This window comes from Pseudomonas sp. Pseusp16, assembly GCF_047324915.1.
In the GTDB taxonomy this organism is placed as follows: Bacteria; Pseudomonadota; Gammaproteobacteria; order Pseudomonadales; family Pseudomonadaceae; genus Aquipseudomonas; species Aquipseudomonas fluorescens_CD.
In genome coordinates, this window is record NZ_CP168522.1 from 2772711 (window position 1) to 2790770 (window position 18060).

Consider the following 18060-nt stretch of genomic DNA (forward strand, 5'->3'; position numbering starts at 1 on the left):
GGAAGGTTAAAACTTGTGACAAACGATGGATTCAGTGCCTATGGATTAGTCAGCCTTATCGATTGGCAAAGACACAAAAATTACTTGTTAGGCCCCAACGCTAACTCTATGACATTGAAAGAAAAACCCCATACCTAAGATTAAGTCTATGCGCTCACAAGAACATACAACCTGGCCACCAGATGACTTAGCAGATTACCAAGAGAAATTTCTTATAAGCCAATCTTATTCATGGCACCGATATTGATCGTTTGTCGACGTGCAAGTCAGCGAGGTAGCATTTTCCCAAAATACGAATACCGCGTGAAAACCCTGCCGTGCACGTCGGTACCCCATGCGATTTATTCAATTACGTGAAAAGGTGCCAAGTGGCTAATATTACAATCTGCGAGTCAGAGCAAGAGAACTTGCCAAACGCGAGCCTGATCGATGGGAAGGCGATGGCAGAGAGTCTGCGGTTAGAAACGGCAGCTCGTGCCGTTGCATTTCGTGTCCGTCGCGGCTATCCGCCGGGACTGGCAGTAATTCTGGTTGGAGCGCATTCTGCAAGCCAAATGTATGTGCGCAACAAGATCAAGAAGGCTCAAGACTCGGGAATAGAGTCTTTCCCTCATTTTCTTGAAGAATCAACGTCCGAAGAGGAGGTGCTCGCCCTCATCCAGAAACTGAATGAAGACCGGTTCGTGCATGGGATACTGGTGCAACTGCCGCTTCCTGCCCACATTGATGAGTCAAAAATAGTTTCTGCCCTCTCTCCGTCAAAAGATGTTGATGGATTTCACCCTATTAATGTCGGCTTACTCGCCCAAGGTCACTCCAGGTTCGTGCCCTGCACACCTCAGGGATGCATGACCATGTTGAAACATCATTACGGGGATTTGCAAGGAGCAAAGGTTGTCGTAGTGGGGCGATCCAACATCGTTGGAAAACCTATGGCAGCTCTCCTCACGCAGGCCAATTGCACCGTGACTCTTGCGCACTCTCACACAAAGAATTTGGAAGCAGAATGCCGACAGGCTGACATAGTAATTGTAGCCGTGGGGAGGCCAGGCTTTCTCTCTGCAGCAGCCATAAAACCAGGAGCTATTGTTATAGATGTCGGCATAAATCGAGTCGAAGTCGACGGCATCGTCAAATTGGTGGGAGATGTTGATCAACAATCAGTCATGCGGGTCGCATCTGCTATAGCCCCCGTTCCTGGTGGTGTTGGCCCAATGACAGTCGCTTGCTTGATGAAAAACACCTTGAGCGCTGCTGAGGAAATTGAAGGAGATGCCTACGGACGCCTTACCGGCTAGTCACACAGCGAAGCCGTTTCGACCACATTTCCTAGTCCAATACATCGATTTTTAGAAGGTGAGAACATGTCAGCAGAAACCGCAGCACTACCGAACAGTCTCTGGGCAGCGACTGCTGCAGCTCTTAATTCCTGCCAAGAATTACCGAATAGCGTCAGAACCCACCACTTGATTATCGGTGCTGGCTACGTTGGGCTAAGCACCGCACTCCATCTTCTTGAGAAAGGAGAACAGGACGTCTTGGTCATTGACTCAGCTGAACCGGGTTGGGGTGCGTCAGGAAGAAATGGCGGACAGATAATTTCTGGTTTGAAGCAGCTACCCAGTGATTTGCGAGCCACTTTTGGTAAAGAAGTAGGAGACAAAATAATTAAGGGGTTTGGTTCAAGTGGTGAGTTGCTGTACTCGTTGGTGGAGCGGTATAACATTGATTGCAACTTAGTCAAAACCGGCTGGATCCAAGTCGCTCACGCTGACAAATCCTACATCAATACCTTAGTTCCGAGGCACCAAGAATGGTGTTTGGAAGGCATTCAAGGCCGACTCTTAAACCGCGATGAGGTTGCAGGGCTTGTAGGCTCTTCCAAAGGAGAATATGTCGGCGGATGGTTCGACCCTCGTGGTGGAACTCTGCAACCTCTGAGTTACGCCCGAGGCTTGGCGAATTCCGTTATGGCTATGGGTGGGCGCATCATAAAGCACTGCCCTGCCCTGTCTATGGAACGTAGCGGTGCCGGGTACCTAATTAAAACACCGTCGACCACAATCAACGCAGCCAAGGTAATCATTGCAACTAACGCCTACACCGGGTCATTGGTACCAGGGCTGAGCAAAACGGTAGTACCAGTCACAAGTTTCCAACTGGCAACGAAACCATTATCAGTACAGCAGTTAGATTCCATCCTTCCAGGTCGTCAAGGAATAACGGATACCAGGCGCCTGTTGCACTATTTCCGACTCGATGGAGATGGTCGTCTATTAATGGGCGGCCGCTGCCCTGTTGAGGATGCGCCTACATTCCATGACGCGAAGAACATTTATCGAGCGCTAACCAAAACCTTCCCACAGGTCGAAGGCATCGAAATGGAATACGTGTGGAGTGGCAAAGTCGCGCTCACCAAAGACTCAATGCCACATATACATATTTTAGAGCCAAATCTCTTTGCAGCACTCGGCTGCAACGGACGTGGGGTGGCCAATGCAACATTCCTGGGCCGGGAAATGGCAGCGCTTGTGAGTGGGGCATGCCGTGACACCCTGTCCTGCCCGATTACTGCGCTAGACCCATTCGCGTTTCATGCCTTCCGTCGAGTCGGAATCGTAGCTACCTCTACGTACTACCAGATGCTTGACAAGCTGGAAATGCTCAGAACCAAAAAAATCGCATCATAAGTAATACGACCCGCCGCAATAGAGATCCACTGACGAGATGACAACGATACACGCAGCCACCGTTCGAAAAGCCCAGATTGTGATTGATTGATCAATCAGTTTTCTGATATCTAGACTCTGCCACCCACAATTCTGGCGCAGAGCCGATCTGCCCATGTGGAGGTCAGTCGAGCTCATGCGTCGTTATCAATTGGAGGCTTTGATGAATTCTGCACAAATGAATACTGCGACTGATGAAAAGGCGAAACGCCATCTGCTGACGCCCGCTGAGAACATGTCGACTCTTGGAAGCACGTCTCGCCCGATGCTAGCCAGTGGTGATGGGATTTATGTAACGACACCAGAGGGCCGCAGGCTGATTGATGGCCCGGCAGGGATGTGGTGCACCCAAATCGGATACTCGCGCGGCGAGATGGCTGACGCGATCGCAAAGCAGGCGATGAGTTTGTCTTATAACTCACCGTGGTACACAACAAACTCCCCGGCAGCACTCTTGGCGGAGAGAATTGCTCGCGTCACCCCAGGCGACCTCAATCGGTTTTTTTTTACAACTGGGGGCTCCACCGCAGTAGACTCAGCATTGCGTTTCACTGAGTACTTCAACAATGTACTTGGCCGTCCAATGAAGAAGCGAATCATTGTTCGAAAAGACGGCTACCATGGAAGCACATACCTGACAGCTGCATGCTCTGGGCGTGAAGGTAATTGGCAAAACTTCGATATCCATCAGGATCGCATTCGTTTCATATCGAGCCCGAATATACGTTTGGCAAACGGCTTGACCGAAGAACGTTTCTTAGATCAGCTGGTGACTGAATTCGAAACAACAATTATGGAGTTAGGCGCCGACACCGTGGCTGCATTTCTTGCAGAGCCTTTCCTTGCATCAGGTGGCGTTATTATCCCGCCAAAAGGCTACCACTCTCGTATTAAAGCGCTCTGTGAGAAGTTCGACATCATCTATATCTCCGACGAGGTAGTTTCAGCCTTTGGGCGATGCGGCGAGTGGTTTGCTTCAGAAAAAACTTTTGGCTTCGTACCTGACATCATCACTTTCGCCAAAGGTGTTACCTCTGGATATGTACCACTCGGGGGGATGGCTGTGTCCGAAAAACTAATCTCGCGAGTGTCCGGAGACTCATCAAAGGGCGGTTTCTTCACAAATGGATATACCTGGAGCGGCCATGCGGTGAGCTGTGCTGCTGCATTGGCAAACATGGACTTAATTGAAAAAGAAAACCTTCTCGAACATACACGTGAGTTAGCACCATATTTCCAAAATCAATTAAGAACTTTAGCAGACCTTCCTGGCGTTGTTGATGTTCGCTCAGTCGGCCTGGTGGGTTGCGTAGAATGCATGACTCAGCAGGATTCTGTAATTGCAAGTGATGCAGATAAAGCATTCGCCAATAGGGTCGACGACATATGCTTCGACCTGGGTTTAATTGTGCGTCCGATTGCTAATATGTGCGTCATCTCGCCACCTTTGATTATCACCCGAGAGCAGATCGACGACATCATCAGCATTTTGAGGAAAGGGATCAAACTGGCCGCCGAAGAACTTCTATAATTTATTTTTGTTCCAGTGCGTACCGAACGCGAAGTTACTCAAAGGAGCATTACTACAATGCTAACTGTTTTCTGTGAAGATCACCGCCTACACTTCGGGCCGTCTGAAATGTTTCGCGGAAAAGTTGAGCCCTGGTTTGAGAAGCCGAGTCGCGCAGACATGGTACTAAACCGAGTGATGTCGGAGAATCTAGGGGACATCGTGGCGCCACATGATTTCGGGCTTGATGTGATCCACAAAGTTCATGACGAAGCCTACGTGTCCTTCATCCGGGAAGCATGGGGCCGGTGGGTCGCCGCTGGCCGATCCGGCTACATTTTCCCATCAACCTTTCCGACACATAAAATGTCCCGACAAGGCCCGATTTCCGATGCCATTGTTGGGCAGATGGGCTACTACAGTTTTGATAACGAAGCCCCAATTAGCGAAGGGACATGGAAGGCGGTATACGGATCCGCCCAAGTGGCACTCACCGCTCAAGACCATATTCGGCAAGGTGCTCGAGCCGCATTTGGATTGTGCCGCCCTCCTGGTCATCACGCTGGCACCAATTTTATGGGGGGCTATTGCTACTTGAACAATGCAGCTCTAGCCGCACAGGCTTTTTTGGAGCAAGGAGCAAAGCGTGTCGCCATTCTTGACGTTGATTACCACCATGGTAACGGTACTCAAGACATTTTCTACCAGCGTAAAGATGTGTTATTCGCGTCCATACATGCGACCCCCCAAGCTGAGTACCCATATTTTGTAGGGCACAAGGACGAACGTGGCGAAAGCGACGGTGAGGGGTTCAATTTCAACTATCCATTAGAGCTTGGAATCGCTTGGCAAGAATGGTCTGCCGCGTTGGAAGACGCATGTAAAAAAATCTCTGCTTACGCCCCTGACGCAATCTTAATTTCATTGGGCGTTGATACCTTTGAAGGCGATCCCATTTCACAGTTCAAGCTCCGCTCGACGGACTTCATACGGATGGGTGAGCGAATAGCTGATCTCGGGCTACCCACCCTTTTCATAATGGAAGGGGGGTATGCCGTGTCGGATATAGGGGTAAATGCGGTGAATGTACTTCTTGGTTTTGAGGGCAGAAGCTGCTGAAGTCATTCAGCCAGCGGCAGAAATGCACTGGCTGAATTACTCAGGGAATTTCTTTGTTGGTTCTTCTCTGCTGCTGTTTCTCGTAAGATAAATTTGGACTCGCCAATATGTCGCTCTCAAATCTACAATTGAACTGGCTGCGTACGTTTGAGGCGGTTGGCCGGCATATGAGCTTTTCTGATGCAGCAGATGAGTTGAACATGAGTCAGTCTGCCGTCAGCCAACAAATTAGGCTGCTCGAAAATAAACTGGGAAAAGACCTTTTTGTTCGCAAGACCCGGTCTATTCAGTTAACGATAGCCGGCCGCGCTTATTTAAGCGTAGTTCGCGAGGGACTGTGGCATATTCATCAAGGTGTAGTGAATATCTTTAGTTCAGTTGCCCAAGGAGTTCTTGAGATCAGCGTCAACAACTCTTTTGCTCAACTTTGGCTTGCACCTCGCATGTCCAGGTTCACTGCTTTGTACCCACAAATATCCTTACGTATCTATGGAGTAAACTGGGAAGCAGACGCCCCACCGTCAAAAGCAGAACTGGATATTCGGTATGGACTTGGTAACTGGCCACAATACGACATCACCCCACTAATTTCTTCTATATTAAGGCCTTATTGCTCGAACGCAATCGCCTCCCGACTGAAAGAAAGCGGTTCTGACTTTATGGATTTCCCATTAATTGACGTTCTGGGAACCCCTAGTGGTTGGAGCGATTGGCTGGCCACACATCCGCATAATGAATCAGAAAGCTATCAAAGATATTATGTCGACAGTTACGGGATAGCTGTCAGTATGGCTATAGAAGGTGCGGGTATTTGTTTGTTGAATGAAGAATTGATAGAGATGTCTACACTTCGAGGGCAGCTCGGCTCACCAACTCCCCTATCAATTGACAGCCATGCACGGTTCTTCCTTCTCAAGCCATTCAACAAACCTCTTTCAGCTGCTGCTCAAGCTTTTTGCAGCTGGCTCGAAATGGAACTACGATAAAGATTGTTACTAGAAGTCGTCCGGAAAATAAGATCTTAGTAAATCACGGCAGGAGTTTTTCGATAGTTTCTGCCATTCGACTCCTGTATTTCTCAACACAAGGTTCGACGTCCAAAGGCCATGGATCAGGGCATTCAACGAGTGGGCAACAAAGGTACTATCCAGATTTAGCGATCGCTGCTTTGCGAGCGCTGAAATCAGCTCCCCGTCCAGCTCAATATACCGCGCCTTGATATCCGCGCATTTTTTTCTATAGCTTTCCACTCTCACTGATTCAGCCCAAAATGCCAACCAAAGTGCCGCGCTTCTGGGCGTGCAGACATGCGTATCAAAGTCGTTTTCAATTAAAGCATTTAGATTTTCCAAAGGTGTTGCAGTGGGAGAAATTACCTGCCGCCGTTGCTGATCATACTCTTCGGCCAAGTAATCAAGGGCCGCAAGTATCACACCTTCTTTGGATTTGAAATGAAACGCGACCACACCAAAACTGCACCCAGCAGCCTTAGCAATCGCCCCCATTGTGATCCCCGTGAGCCCTTGTTGTGAAATTACATCCAATACCGCTCGAAGAATGCTGGACTGGCGTTGAAGCACCTTATCCTCACGCAATGTCGGCTTTGACTTCAACTCTCCATAAGAAGCTTTACTGTTCAATTAACTACCCTCATTAGACGGCTCATGAAGAATCGGCACCCCTCAAGTTTAACTTAATGCGCCCTACCACTGCTATTTAGCAAGCATACGCCCAACACGTCCCCGATTAGGAATTGCAGGAGTTGGAGCTAGATGTTGGTGACTCGTGACTTTTGATATACGAGCTTGTCAGCAACACACCCTGCCTAGTCCTATCTCAAAAATCCTCAAATTGCGGATCGAATTGACGCGCTCACTGAAGCATCGGATAGCGGACAATATGGCAATGCCTAGGAGAAATGAGGCGACGGCGATTCGCTTGCGTGATTCGCCTAGTCGACCTTCTGGCGTGACCTGAAAGCAGCCCATTCGCACGGCCAGCCCGAACGCTTCAAACGTAAACGCGAGCATTTCGGTTAGAAGCGAGGCCCCGGAGGTTCGCGGCTCCAAGGCCTCTATTTTCGCCTCCATCCCTTAATGGTTTGACGAACGTGATCAGGACATTACCAGCGTCGTTTTGATATTTCACTACGACTTTGGATAAACGTGTTCGATCAGCGACGTGTTTACCATGGACGCCGTTTCAACAGGAGGACTGCAAATGGATCTGAAATTCAGTCACGTAGATGTACTGGTCAAGAATCTCGACGAAGCCTGTGCCTACTACGCGCAAATACTCAACGCCAGTATCTCCAAAACGCTCGTCTGGGAACGAGGCGGTCTGCATGTGCGCTACGCGATTGCGCTGATGGGCCAAGAGCGCTTCATGTTGGTACAGCCGTTGGCGGGGACCCTGAAAGAGCTATTGGATACGTCGGGTGAAGGGATTATTTACCGCCACTGCTACTCGACGCCGGACATCGAGAAAGCTTATGACGAATTGATGGCTGCAGGTGTTCAGCCAGAAGACGAAAATGGAAAGCCATTGGCTCGTGCGAACCTGCGATCCCCGTCTGGGGCACGCATCATTTGGTTGCCCAAACGCTTCGGTCACTTCTCTATTGAGATACTGGAAGATAAAGCGCTAGAGGCATTTATCGAGGCTGCGTTTTCCTGAGAAAAATCTGCAGTGGGCATGGGCGTCATGAGTACAATGCGCGCCCTTAATTGGCTAATGCTTTCCAATGAAAAAACTGCTTTCCGTAATAGCGCTGCTGACCTTCTCAGTAATCCCCCCCGCCTTCTCAAGCCCTCCATCGACCTTTTCCGAAGCCAAGGTCATCGCCAAGCAAAAGATCTACCTTGACCAGGCGAACAGTGCCATGGGCGAGCTGTATTGCGGCTGCAAATGGACATGGGTAGGTAAGTCGGGTGGTCGGATTGATGCTGAATCTTGCGGCTATCAAACCAGGAAACAACAGAGCCGAGCGGAACGGACTGAATGGGAACACATCGTTCCTGCGTGGACATTCGGTAACCAGCGCCAATGCTGGCAGAACGGTGGTCGAGAGCATTGTGTGGATGATGATCCCGTTTTCCGAGCCATGGAAGCTGATCTGTTCAACCTCTACCCATCTGTTGGGGAGGTGAATGGCGACCGTAGTAATTTCAACTACGGCATGACCTCCGGGATTGCGCCGCAGTACGGACAGTGCAAGACGCGGGTTGATTTTGAGCAACGTGCTGCGGAACCGCGTGACGAAGTCAAAGGGCTGGTCGCGAGGACAACCTTTTACATGTTCGACAGATACAAACTGAGCATGTCACGTCAGCAGCAACAGCTCCTGATGGCCTGGGACAAGCAGTACCCGGTTTCGGCTTGGGAAAAAGAACGGGATCGCCGTATCGCGGCAATCATGGGGCACTCCAATCCGTTTGTAACTGGCGAGCGTCGCTGGTCGCAAGGCTACAAGGCAGTTGGTGATGGGGTAGTTAGTGCCCTTCCCGTCAATCCTCCGCGAGTAGCAGCCCAGCAAACCCTGGCGAGCGCGACCGGTACAGGTGTGATCATCGGTAATCGGAAGAGCCAGGTGTATCACCTCTCAGTGGGGTGCCCTAGTTATGGCCAGGTGTCCGAAAAAAATCAGATCTCCTTCACGTCAGAATCTGAGGCCCAGGCAGCGGGATATCGAAAGGCCGGCAACTGCAAATAGTTGCTGCTTGTTGAAAGTCGGCCTTGCTAAACCGAGGCCGGCCCCCAAAATTAGACTGAGACATGCGTCCTTTTTTTGCGATTTTCATACTTGATAAAGCCATTCACCGCAGGCGATTGCAGCTAAGGCTTGGACGCGCCATCTTTCATCATCCGATGAGCTAATCGCTGGCTGCCAATTAGGAGTACAAAAATGCTTAGCCGTCCCGATAAAGACGCCCTCCGTGCGATGCTCGAATCGCAAGTACAAGAAAAGCTGCAGCACGACCCAGACGCGTTAACGACTTATGCAGCCAAGCCTGTACCAGAGCGTAAACCATACACCAGCAAACCCACGGTACAGGACAAAGCATTTCATAAAGAGCTCGAGCAGATGCGTGCGGACGCTGAAGCTGGAGTAATACACACGCCTAAGTGCGAGTCTGAGGATGGATCCGCTCCTAGCCTTAGACTTGATGATTACCCAGGCCTGTAAAAAGTGCTGCTGAGAATTTACAGGCGGGAACGGCTTGCCGACTGAACGTAACGGAGACCACACGTGATAAAGCCACCTGTGAAAATCATGATCGAAGAATGGGATGGTGACGGTGCGATTCGAATTCCCGATGAAGCATTGCAGGAGCTCGAGCTTGATGTTGGCGACTCGCTGTATTTGATAGAGGAATTTGTCGGCAACACGCGGTGCCTAGTCCTATCAAAAAAGCCTCAAATCGCGGATCGAATAGACGAGCTCACTGAAGCCTGGGATAGCGGGCAGCCTGGTAACGCCGAGGAGAAATGAGCAGTCAGGCAAAAGGTTCAGCACTACCCTGTATCAGACCAATGTGCCCTTATTCCTGTCCTTTAAGTCACGAGCCTCAGTCACTTCTCAAACCATTCCCGACGGTTTACTGAACGCCTCAATGTAGTCCTTCGCGTTAGGCCAGCAATATCGACAATCCGATCTGGTTTTAGGGTGGTTCAAAGCAAAAATCTAGCCGCGACATACGTCGCGAAGAAGCGATTTCTCCTGCCATGCGTGTGAGTCTGACTGCGCTCCTCCGCCATATTCAACTTCTTAAAGCTCTTGAAGGTAGTAGATATGGACAAAAGCAATGGCAAAGCAACGAGTCGATAGCCCAAAAATCTGTTGAAAAAATGAAGCCCCGGAGGTTCGCGGCTCCAGGGCTTCTATTTGCGCCTCCATCCTTTAATGGCTCGACGAACGTGGCCAGGACGGTCGCGGTAGGGACGGCAGTTACCTGCCGCCCCCCGCACAGATCCGTACGTGCGGAACTACCGCATACGGCTCCTGCCTCGGGTATGTGACGCGAAGCGATCCTCAGGGTAAGGATGTGCATTTCTAGGTCTAGGTATGTAGAGGTCGGCAAGGCGTCCGTAGCGTGACCATTGAAGCCGATGACGCTGGCTGCGACGTTTGAGGGCTTGCCGCCATAGACGGCAGACCGCTGAACGAAAACCACCAAGGCGTATCAGGTTTCCCGGCACCGCGTGGTAATTGAAGTAGCCCCTGACCACCCGAGTAAGCCATTGCCCATGAGCCCGGATGGGCTCATGACGTCGGCGCTTCAGCTCATTCCGAATAGCCAGCAGCGTCGCACGCATTCGCTTCTTGACCGTCAGTCGCAGTATTTGAAAACCACCGCTTCTGTTGGTACTGCAACAGTGCGTGAAGCCCAGGAAGTCAAACGTCTCCGGTTTACCTAACCCTCGCTTCCTACAATTTCTCGCAGCAAAACGACCAAACTCAATCAGCCGTGTCTTCGAGGCGTTGAGGGATAAACCGAACCTGGCCAAGCGTTCCTCCAACTGCACCAGAAACTGCTGAGCCTGCCATTGCGACCTGAAACCCACCACGCTGTCGTCCGCGTATCGCACAACAATCACATCGCCACGGGCATGCCGCTGGCGCCACTGCCTTGCCCACAGATCCAGCACGTAGTGAAGATAGATATTCGCCAACAATGGCGAGATCACTGCGCCTTGGGGAGTCCCCTTGGTCGCAGCCACCCTACGGCCATCCTCCATAACACCCGCTTGGAGCCATTTGCAGATAAGCCCGAGCAGGCGCCGGTCTGCAATCCGGTGTCCCAGAAACATCAGCATCCATTCATGGTCGATCTCATCAAAGAACGACGTGATATCCGCATCCAATATCCAGTTTACCTTCTGGCCCTTCAGCGCGACCGTCAACGCATCCAGCGCATCATGCTGGCTGCGTCCCGGCCGAAACCCGTACGAGAATCCCAGAAAGTCCTCTTCATAGATCGCATTCAGAACTGTAACGACTGCCTGCTGTACGATCTTGTCCTCCAGAGAGGCAATGCCCAACGGGCGTTGCCTGCCATCGGCTTTGGGAACGTAGACCCGCCGCGATGGCGTTGCCCGATAGGCTCCACTGTGGAGCCTTGCGTGCAAATCGGTTACCCGCTGGAGAAGACCTTCTTCATATTCTCGCCACGACATGCCGTCCACCCCCACCGCCGCATCGCGGCGAAGCGCATAAAAGCTCTGCGCCAATAACTGCGGTGTAATGTGGTGCAGCAATGCCGTGAACTGCATGCCCTTGTTCCTTCGGGCTGCTTCACGTACACCTTCAAGTCCCATCGACGCGCAACTGATCCGGCTCAGTGTCCGGGGCGCGGGGGGCGTGTCGGTGTTTCCCTTGGCTACGTCCCTTTCCTCCACTACCTCCGCCGGGCCAGGCCCTTTGTTCGATGGCTTCTCAGGTACTACGGACGTATCCGACTTCTCAGCGACGTGAACAGCAGGGTTACGGCTTTTGGCCTTTCCTGCTCCGCCCGGTGCTTGTGCACTGGGCGCCGCTGAGATCTCCCAGTTTCTGTGCGGTGGACTTCCCGACGTGCACAGGGTCTCCGACCGCGCGGGATCAGAGCATGACTGGCGTATAACGCCATGCTCCGTGTTGCCTTCTGCTTCGCTTAACAGCATCGGCATCCCGAATTCCTGATTACGCGGCTCAATGGCTGGCCCATCGGTTTCCCCTGTCAACGCTTCACCCTGCACCTCACGGTGCAACGTGCATGACTCGGGGTCTGGTTGATTCGCCATTTCTTACCAGTATCGAACTTTCATCGACTATCCTCCGCCAGCTTTAACTGGCGCACTAAGCGTCTGGCGAACTCACCTTCCGAACTCCTGCATTAAGGCCGATGGTGTCCGCCTAATTTTTAGCGGACGCGATCACCCTTATTGCTAGGATTTCCATGCGCCAACGAAGCTCTTATTCCAAACCCTTTAAAACTCAGGTAGTGCAGGAATGCCTCCAACCTGGCGCCACGGTTTCGAGCGTCGCCATCAGCCACGGTATCAACGCCAACGTCATCCGCAAGTGGCTGCCTATTTACCGCGACAAGCGCGCAGCATCGCTGCCAGCATTCGTACCCCTGCAACCGATGCCCAAGCGTCACGTTGATGAGGTGGTAGTTATCACGCTGCCGCTGGGCGACAAATCCATGACGGTCAAATGGCCGGTCTCCGACCCGGACGGCTGCGCCCGCTTCATTCGCAGCTTCTCGCAATGATACGCATCGACGCTATCTGGCTCGCCACCGAGCCCATGGACATGCGTGCCGGCACCGAAACAGCACTGGCCCGTGTTGTCGCGGTATTTGGTGCGGCGAAGCCGCACTGCGCCTATCTGTTTGCCAACCGCCGCGCTAACCGAATGAAAGTTCTCGTACACGATGGCGTGGGCATCTGGCTTGCAGCACGGAGATTGAACCAAGGGAAATTCCATTGGCCTGGCACTCATCGCGGCCTGGAAGTCGAACTCGACGCTGAACAACTGCAAGCGCTGGTGCTCGGTTTGCCATGGCTGCGGGTTGGCTCTAACGGCGCAATTACATTGATTTAGCCTCGGCTTTCAGCTGTGGCAGGGTAGGCTGCTTTGGTAAAATCCACGGCATGACTTCCTCGCCCAATCTCGACCACATGACGCCTGAACAACTGCGCGCCCTCGCTGCGCAGTTGCTGTCGAAGGTCGACACCATGGGCCGAAAGATTCATCGTGACGAGACGATCATCGAGCAGCTCTCTCACGAAATCGCGATCCTTAAACGGCACAAGTTTGCCAAGCGCAGCGAGCAAATAAGCCCGGCGCAAGGCAGCTTGCTGGATGACCTGCTCAGCACCGACCTCGAAGCCATCGACGCCGAGTTGAAAGCACTTCGTCCCGCCCCGGCGCCCGACAAACCCAGTCAGCAGCCCAAGCGTGCTCCGTTGCCTGCGCAGTTCCCACGTACCGTAATCCGTCATGAACCGGAAAGCACTCAGTGCGCCTGCGGCTGCCAACTTCAGCGTATCGGCGAAGACGTCAGCGAGAAACTGGATTACACGCCGGGCGTGTTTACCGTTGAGCAACATGTGCGTGGGAAGTGGGCCTGTCGTCAGTGCGAAACTCTGACCCAGGCGCCGATACCGGCACAGGTGATCGACAAGGGCATTCCCACTGCCGGGCTGTTGGCCCATGTGATGGTGGCCAAGTTCGCCGACCATCTTCCACTTTATCGGCAAGAAAAGATCTTTGGCCGAGCTGGCCTGGCCATCCCGCGCTCAACGCTAGCTCAGTGGGTAGGTCAAACCGGCGTGCAACTTCAGCCGCTGGTGGATGCGCTGCGCAAGGTGGTGCTGGCTCAGCGAGTCGTTCATGCCGATGAAACTCCTGTAAAGATGCTGGCGCCCGGCGAGAAGAAAACGCACCGCGCCTATGTTTGGGCTTACTGCACCACGCCGTTCTCGGCACTGAGGGCCGTGGTTTACGACTTCAGCCCCAGCCGTGCTGGCGAGCATGCGCGTAACTTCCTTGGCACGTGGAGTGGCAAACTGGTCTGCGATGACTTCGCGGGTTACAAGGCCAGCTTCGAACTGGGTATCACCGAAATTGGCTGCATGGCCCACGCCCGCCGCAAGTTCTTCGACCTGCATGTGGCGAACAAAAGCCAACTGGCCGAACGGGCACTGCGCTCAATCGGCGGCCTGTACGATGTCGAGCGGCAAGCCAAGGAATTGAGCGATGAAGATCGCAGGCGATTACGCCAGGAAATGGCGGTGCCCATCGCTGGGAAGTTGCACGAATGGATGCGGGCTCAACGCGAGCTTGTGCCTGAAGGGTCGGCTACGGCCAAGACTTTGGACTACAGCTTGAAACGCTGGGTAGCGCTGACGCGCTACCTAGATGATGGTGCTGTGCCCATCGACAACAACCCGGTGGAAAACACGATCAGGCCGTGGGCACTTGGGCGTTCCAATTGGCTGTTCGCCGGATCGCTGCGGAGCGGCAAACGGGCTGCGGCAATAATGAGCTTGATTCAGTCGGCACGCATGAACGGGCATGATCCGTTCGCGTACCTCAAGGATGTACTGACGCGGTTGCCGACACAAAAGGCCAGCGCGATTGACCAACTACTACCGCATCGATGGGCACCGGGCTCTTAATAGCCATTAGTCAGACGCTTCTGAATCTAATGGTGTCGATGTGGGTGTTTGCCATGCGGGTTGTTTGCCGTCCTGGCTGTCGAAAATGCGTCGGGCCTTGCGGAAATCCTCAACGTTTTCGACAACCCAAGTCCAGATAGGGGACATGCGGATCAACAGCTCCATCCCCAACGGCGTCAGCTCGTACTCAACGCGTGGGGGAATTTCACCAAATTCCCGCCGAGCTACCAGGCCATCCCGCTCCATAGAGCGGAGCGTTTTCGTCAGCATCCGCTGAGTCACACCAGTCATCTGCCTTTTTATTTCGGCATGGCGCATCGTGCCGTACACCCCCAAGGCATGCAGGATACCTAACGACCAGCGGCTCCCTGCGTGAGCAAGCACCTCCCGCCTGACGCCATCATCATCTTCTCTAAGCGTCCGGCAGATTGTCTCTGCCTGGCTGAGAACATCCTGATTGGTCATTTCATTCTCTGGTATCACAGGTGTGCCTTCTTACGAACGTCGCCTAATCGTGCAAGCATCTGTTCATCTTACAGGCAACAGGTCTCAGGAGAAATTATGACCGAAGTGACCCAGTTTTCCCCACAATCCATTCTCGTTCTAGGCGCCGGTGAGCTTGGGCTGCCGGTTCTGCGCAATCTTGCGCGAGTAGCAAAGCGCGCGCCCGGTTCCACAATCAGCGTCCTGCTCAGGGATTCGACCATCAACACTCAAGTGCCCGAGAAAAAGGTCGAAATCGATGAGCTTCGGGGCCTCGGCATCCAGATGGTGGCCGCAGACCTCGTGAATGACTCAATCGATCAGCTGGCTGAAGTATTCGCACGTTTCGATACCGTAATAGGCTGTGCAGGCATGGTTGCAGGCCGGGAAACCCCGATGAAACTGGCTACCGCTGCTCTGAAGTCCGGTGTGAAGCGCTACTTCCCGTGGCAGTTTGGTGTCGACTTCGAGGTAATCGGTCGGGGCAGTCCTCAGGATCTGTTCGATGCTCAGCTTGATGTTCGCGAATTGCTTCGTGCCCAGGATAAAACTGAATGGGTAATCATCTCGACGGGAATGTTCACCAGCTTTCTGTTCGAGCCTGTATTCGAGGTTGTGGACTTCGAAAACGATACCGTGAACGCACTAGGCAGTCTTGAGACCAGCGTGACGCTCACGACTCCAGACGACATTGGTGCACTGGCAGCGGAAATCGTCTTCTTCAAACCTCGCTTCCGCAATCAGATTGTGTACCTCTCGGGAGACACAGTGACGTACGGAGAGGTTGCGAGCCTCCTCGAACGTGTACTGGGCCGCCCGTTCAAACGTAACGTGTGGACTGTTCCGTACTTGCTCCAAGAACTGGAGAAAGACCCAACGCATCACATCAAGAAGTACCGCGCTGTGTTCGCCCAGGGCAGAGGCGTGGCCTGGCCTAAAGCAGGCACTTTCAACGCGCAGCAGTCGATTCAAGTCACGACCGCTGAGGAGTGGGCCCGGGCAAATCTGGCAACCTCATCGGCACAAGGGCAGTAGCAAGAACGAACATTCTCGCGCTGGGAATTGACCTGCTAAAAAGCCCTCAGTCTGATAATGGGCGCTGATGACCGAAGCTAAGGCGCGGAGTACGGGTAATCCAAGACAACCGAATCTTTATCTTCTCCGCACCATCTGTCGAGGTCTGAGGCGTCCCACTTCACTACTTCTTGAGTTCTCTAAGCGCGGGATTCCGAACTACGGTGACTTACCAAGCGCTTACTAAAGCCTTGCAAATGAGCGTGGTTTTGAGGAACACAGGGGAAAATCGTGTGGTCAAGGTGTGGCTACCGGGCGCTTACGCCAGGACATTACCAGCGTCGTTTTGATATTTCACTACGACTTGTGAGCGTGAATTCCATTTTGAATAACTTATCGTTTGATCACGTAATGGATCGTGCGGCATACCGGACGAACGACGCGCCTTTACCCCTTCTTTCTGCCGTCTGTAGTGTGAAGCATCACCATGACAAACCGACTTCGCTCGGACGAAGAGATCGATGGAACTCAACAGCTAATGAAAAAAACCGCAACAGTCGTAACATGTTGCGGTGCGTTAAACCCTGCAAAGCACGCGAAAGAGATTTAAAGTATGAGCGAATACGTTTTCGCACTGCTTTACTCTTACTCCAAAATAGCATGAGTTTTATGCTCGCAGTGAATTTAGGATTCACCTCAATATTTTCTTTCCGCTAAGCCAGATCAAAGTACTTTATAATTTGTAAAAATTGTAATTCGGACGCAGTGATAGATCACCACCGCGTCTTGTACACTATCGGTAAGCAATGTCAGCGATTATCGAGCCGCCCAAGAGTTGAAACGTTGCTCCAGTTGCTCGCCATAATCCGCCCAGAAAGCGGCATTCACGTGAAGTTGTTGCGACAGATTCGCGTCTGCTGTTGGCAGAGAGTCCCGCCGTTCAGTAGGCAGTAATTTTAGGGCATAAATGTTAACCGGGCCGTAGCTAACTTTCTCGGAGAATGCTTTTTGCTGCTGAGATGCCAGCGTGAAATCAATGAATTTCTTGGCTTCAGCAACGTTTTTAGATCCCTTAGGAATCACCCAGGCATCCATGTCGTAAATCCCACCGTTCCAAACAATACGCAGGTTACTATCTTTTTGTACTGCGCTAATCCGACCATTCCAAGCGGAGCTCATGACAACATCACCTGCGGCCAGAAACTGCGGCGGTTGAGCACCTGCTTCCCACCATTGAATACTTGGTTTGATCTCATCAAGTTTACGAAATGCGCGATCTTGGCCTTCTTTGGTTGCTAACACGGTATACACATCAGCTGCAGGCACACCATCAGCCAACAGTGCAAACTCTAAGGTGTTGAGCGCTCCTTTTCTGAGGCCCCTCTTCCCTGGAAACTTTTTCAGATCCCAGAAGTCCGCCCAACCAGTAGGCGCTACTTTCAATTTATCCGCGTTATAGGCGAGCACTGTCGACCACACAAAGAAACCCACGCCACAGGTGTTCAAAGCCTCAGGCAGTAGCTGCTGAGCGACTGAAGGATTCGGGCTGAATTCCTCAAGCAAGCCCTCATCACAGGCGCGGCTCAAAACAGGCATTTCCATCTCCACCACATCCCATGTGACGGTACCTGTGTCTACCATTGCTTTGATCTTGGCCATCTCGCCATTGAACTCACCGGCAATAATCTTGGTTCCCACTTCATCGGTATATGGCTTATAGAACGCAACGGCCTGGGCCTCCTTGTTAGCTCCTCCATGGGACATAACAGTGATGTCTGCCATGGCATACTGGCCAAAAAATGGTGCTGAGGCTAATGCGAGGGTGAGCGCGAGCTTATTATTCATTATTTTCTCCGCAAATGAGGTTGGGCACCGGAGCCCAAGTCGCTGAATGCAAGTCGAGTGTGTGCACCCTTCGCAGTGTTGACCACCAGACGGAAAACAAAATTGGTGGTATGCGATTTATAAAATCGTATGAACGAGGGATCTACCTAGAGGGATTAGGAATCAGATAACACTTGCTAAGAATTTGCTATT

Annotated in this window: 16 protein-coding genes; 12 read left to right on the top strand and 4 right to left on the bottom strand. The window is 52.3% G+C overall.

Annotation, left to right across the window (positions count from 1 at the left end; genetic code table 11):
- Positions 1–368: 368 nt before the first annotated feature.
- From folD to ACEN8Q_RS12370, 5 genes are all read left to right on the top strand, one after another.
- The gene (gene folD, locus ACEN8Q_RS12350) at positions 369–1298 is read left to right on the top strand and encodes a bifunctional methylenetetrahydrofolate dehydrogenase/methenyltetrahydrofolate cyclohydrolase FolD (protein WP_413423958.1); all 930 of its coding nucleotides are present in this window, start codon (positions 369–371) and stop codon (positions 1296–1298) included.
- A gap of 66 nt (positions 1299–1364) precedes the next feature.
- Positions 1365–2690 (top strand): NAD(P)/FAD-dependent oxidoreductase, encoded by a 1326-nt coding sequence (locus ACEN8Q_RS12355; protein WP_413423960.1) that lies wholly within the window; start codon positions 1365–1367, stop codon positions 2688–2690.
- A 175-nt stretch (positions 2691–2865) separates the two neighbouring features.
- A complete protein-coding gene (locus ACEN8Q_RS12360) occupies positions 2866–4260 on the top strand; it encodes an aminotransferase (protein WP_413705276.1) in 1395 nt (464 codons plus the stop codon).
- Positions 4261–4317: 57 nt separating this feature from the next.
- Positions 4318–5358, top strand: a complete 1041-nt coding sequence (locus tag ACEN8Q_RS12365) for a histone deacetylase family protein (RefSeq protein ID WP_413423964.1) — start codon at positions 4318–4320, stop codon at positions 5356–5358.
- A 107-nt stretch (positions 5359–5465) separates the two neighbouring features.
- On the top strand, positions 5466–6344 hold the full coding sequence (locus tag ACEN8Q_RS12370; protein WP_413423966.1) for a LysR family transcriptional regulator: 879 nt from the start codon (positions 5466–5468) through the stop codon (positions 6342–6344).
- Between the two features lie 9 nt (positions 6345–6353).
- On the opposite strand, the gene ACEN8Q_RS12375 is transcribed toward ACEN8Q_RS12370, so the two are convergent.
- Complete coding sequence (locus tag ACEN8Q_RS12375) at positions 6354–6998, bottom strand: TetR family transcriptional regulator C-terminal domain-containing protein (protein WP_413423968.1); 645 nt, start codon at positions 6996–6998, stop codon at positions 6354–6356.
- 580 nt (positions 6999–7578) lie between these two features.
- On the opposite strand from ACEN8Q_RS12375, the gene ACEN8Q_RS12380 reads away from it, so the two are divergent.
- From ACEN8Q_RS12380 to ACEN8Q_RS12390, 3 genes are all read left to right on the top strand, one after another.
- Positions 7579–8034, top strand: a complete 456-nt coding sequence (locus ACEN8Q_RS12380; protein ID WP_413705277.1) for a VOC family protein — start codon at positions 7579–7581, stop codon at positions 8032–8034.
- A gap of 67 nt (positions 8035–8101) precedes the next feature.
- Positions 8102–9070 carry an endonuclease gene (locus tag ACEN8Q_RS12385; RefSeq protein WP_413423972.1) on the top strand — a complete coding sequence of 323 codons (969 nt, stop codon included), beginning with the start codon at positions 8102–8104 and terminating at the stop codon, positions 9068–9070.
- A gap of 537 nt (positions 9071–9607) precedes the next feature.
- Positions 9608–9850 carry an AbrB/MazE/SpoVT family DNA-binding domain-containing protein gene (locus tag ACEN8Q_RS12390; protein ID WP_413423974.1) on the top strand — a complete coding sequence of 81 codons (243 nt, stop codon included), beginning with the start codon at positions 9608–9610 and terminating at the stop codon, positions 9848–9850.
- Between the two features lie 494 nt (positions 9851–10344).
- Here ACEN8Q_RS12390 and ltrA read toward each other — a convergent pair whose 3' ends face one another.
- Positions 10345–11631, bottom strand: a complete 1287-nt coding sequence (gene ltrA, locus ACEN8Q_RS12395; protein ID WP_413705278.1) for a group II intron reverse transcriptase/maturase — start codon at positions 11629–11631, stop codon at positions 10345–10347.
- A 665-nt stretch (positions 11632–12296) separates the two neighbouring features.
- On the opposite strand from ltrA, the gene tnpA reads away from it, so the two are divergent.
- Genes tnpA through tnpC form a run of 3 tightly spaced genes read left to right on the top strand, consistent with a single transcriptional unit; the run spans position 12297 to position 14526 of the window.
- Positions 12297–12614 carry an IS66-like element accessory protein TnpA gene (gene tnpA / locus ACEN8Q_RS12400; RefSeq protein ID WP_134926496.1) on the top strand — a complete coding sequence of 106 codons (318 nt, stop codon included), beginning with the start codon at positions 12297–12299 and terminating at the stop codon, positions 12612–12614.
- Positions 12611–12946 carry an IS66 family insertion sequence element accessory protein TnpB gene (gene tnpB / locus ACEN8Q_RS12405; RefSeq protein WP_413705279.1) on the top strand — a complete coding sequence of 112 codons (336 nt, stop codon included), beginning with the start codon at positions 12611–12613 and terminating at the stop codon, positions 12944–12946. The genes tnpA and tnpB overlap by 4 nt, the downstream gene beginning before the upstream one ends.
- A gap of 50 nt (positions 12947–12996) precedes the next feature.
- Positions 12997–14526, top strand: a complete 1530-nt coding sequence (gene tnpC, locus ACEN8Q_RS12410; RefSeq protein WP_413705280.1) for an IS66 family transposase — start codon at positions 12997–12999, stop codon at positions 14524–14526.
- A gap of 6 nt (positions 14527–14532) precedes the next feature.
- Here the strand turns inward: tnpC and ACEN8Q_RS12415 are convergent, their stop codons facing one another.
- Complete coding sequence (locus tag ACEN8Q_RS12415) at positions 14533–14991, bottom strand: winged helix-turn-helix transcriptional regulator (protein ID WP_025755008.1); 459 nt, start codon at positions 14989–14991, stop codon at positions 14533–14535.
- Positions 14992–15087: 96 nt separating this feature from the next.
- On the opposite strand from ACEN8Q_RS12415, the gene ACEN8Q_RS12420 reads away from it, so the two are divergent.
- Complete coding sequence (locus ACEN8Q_RS12420; protein WP_025755007.1) at positions 15088–16044, top strand: aromatic alcohol reductase; 957 nt, start codon at positions 15088–15090, stop codon at positions 16042–16044.
- A 795-nt stretch (positions 16045–16839) separates the two neighbouring features.
- Here ACEN8Q_RS12420 and ACEN8Q_RS12425 read toward each other — a convergent pair.
- Positions 16840–17868, bottom strand: coding sequence for an ABC transporter substrate-binding protein (locus tag ACEN8Q_RS12425; protein WP_222585684.1), 1029 nt, complete (start codon positions 17866–17868; stop codon positions 16840–16842).
- Between the last annotated feature and the right edge of the window lie 192 nt (positions 17869–18060).

Bases quoted from the DNA above. Each gene is read 5' to 3' on its own strand.
- ACEN8Q_RS12425 (WP_222585684.1), bottom strand. From the start codon at position 17,868: ATGAATAATAAGCTCGCGCTCACCCTCGCATTAGCCTCAGCACCATTT.
- ACEN8Q_RS12360 (WP_413705276.1), top strand. From the start codon at position 2,866: ATGCGTCGTTATCAATTGGAGGCTTTGATGAATTCTGCACAAATGAAT.
- ACEN8Q_RS12380 (WP_413705277.1), top strand. From the start codon at position 7,579: ATGGATCTGAAATTCAGTCACGTAGATGTACTGGTCAAGAATCTCGAC.
- tnpA (WP_134926496.1), top strand. From the start codon at position 12,297: ATGCGCCAACGAAGCTCTTATTCCAAACCCTTTAAAACTCAGGTAGTG.
- ACEN8Q_RS12420 (WP_025755007.1), top strand. From the start codon at position 15,088: ATGACCGAAGTGACCCAGTTTTCCCCACAATCCATTCTCGTTCTAGGC.
- tnpC (WP_413705280.1), top strand. From the start codon at position 12,997: ATGACTTCCTCGCCCAATCTCGACCACATGACGCCTGAACAACTGCGC.
- ACEN8Q_RS12370 (WP_413423966.1), top strand. From the start codon at position 5,466: ATGTCGCTCTCAAATCTACAATTGAACTGGCTGCGTACGTTTGAGGCG.
- ACEN8Q_RS12355 (WP_413423960.1), top strand. From the start codon at position 1,365: ATGTCAGCAGAAACCGCAGCACTACCGAACAGTCTCTGGGCAGCGACT.
- ACEN8Q_RS12365 (WP_413423964.1), top strand. From the start codon at position 4,318: ATGCTAACTGTTTTCTGTGAAGATCACCGCCTACACTTCGGGCCGTCT.
- tnpB (WP_413705279.1), top strand. From the start codon at position 12,611: ATGATACGCATCGACGCTATCTGGCTCGCCACCGAGCCCATGGACATG.
- ACEN8Q_RS12385 (WP_413423972.1), top strand. From the start codon at position 8,102: ATGAAAAAACTGCTTTCCGTAATAGCGCTGCTGACCTTCTCAGTAATC.
- ACEN8Q_RS12415 (WP_025755008.1), bottom strand. From the start codon at position 14,991: ATGACCAATCAGGATGTTCTCAGCCAGGCAGAGACAATCTGCCGGACG.
- ltrA (WP_413705278.1), bottom strand. From the start codon at position 11,631: ATGCAGTTCACGGCATTGCTGCACCACATTACACCGCAGTTATTGGCG.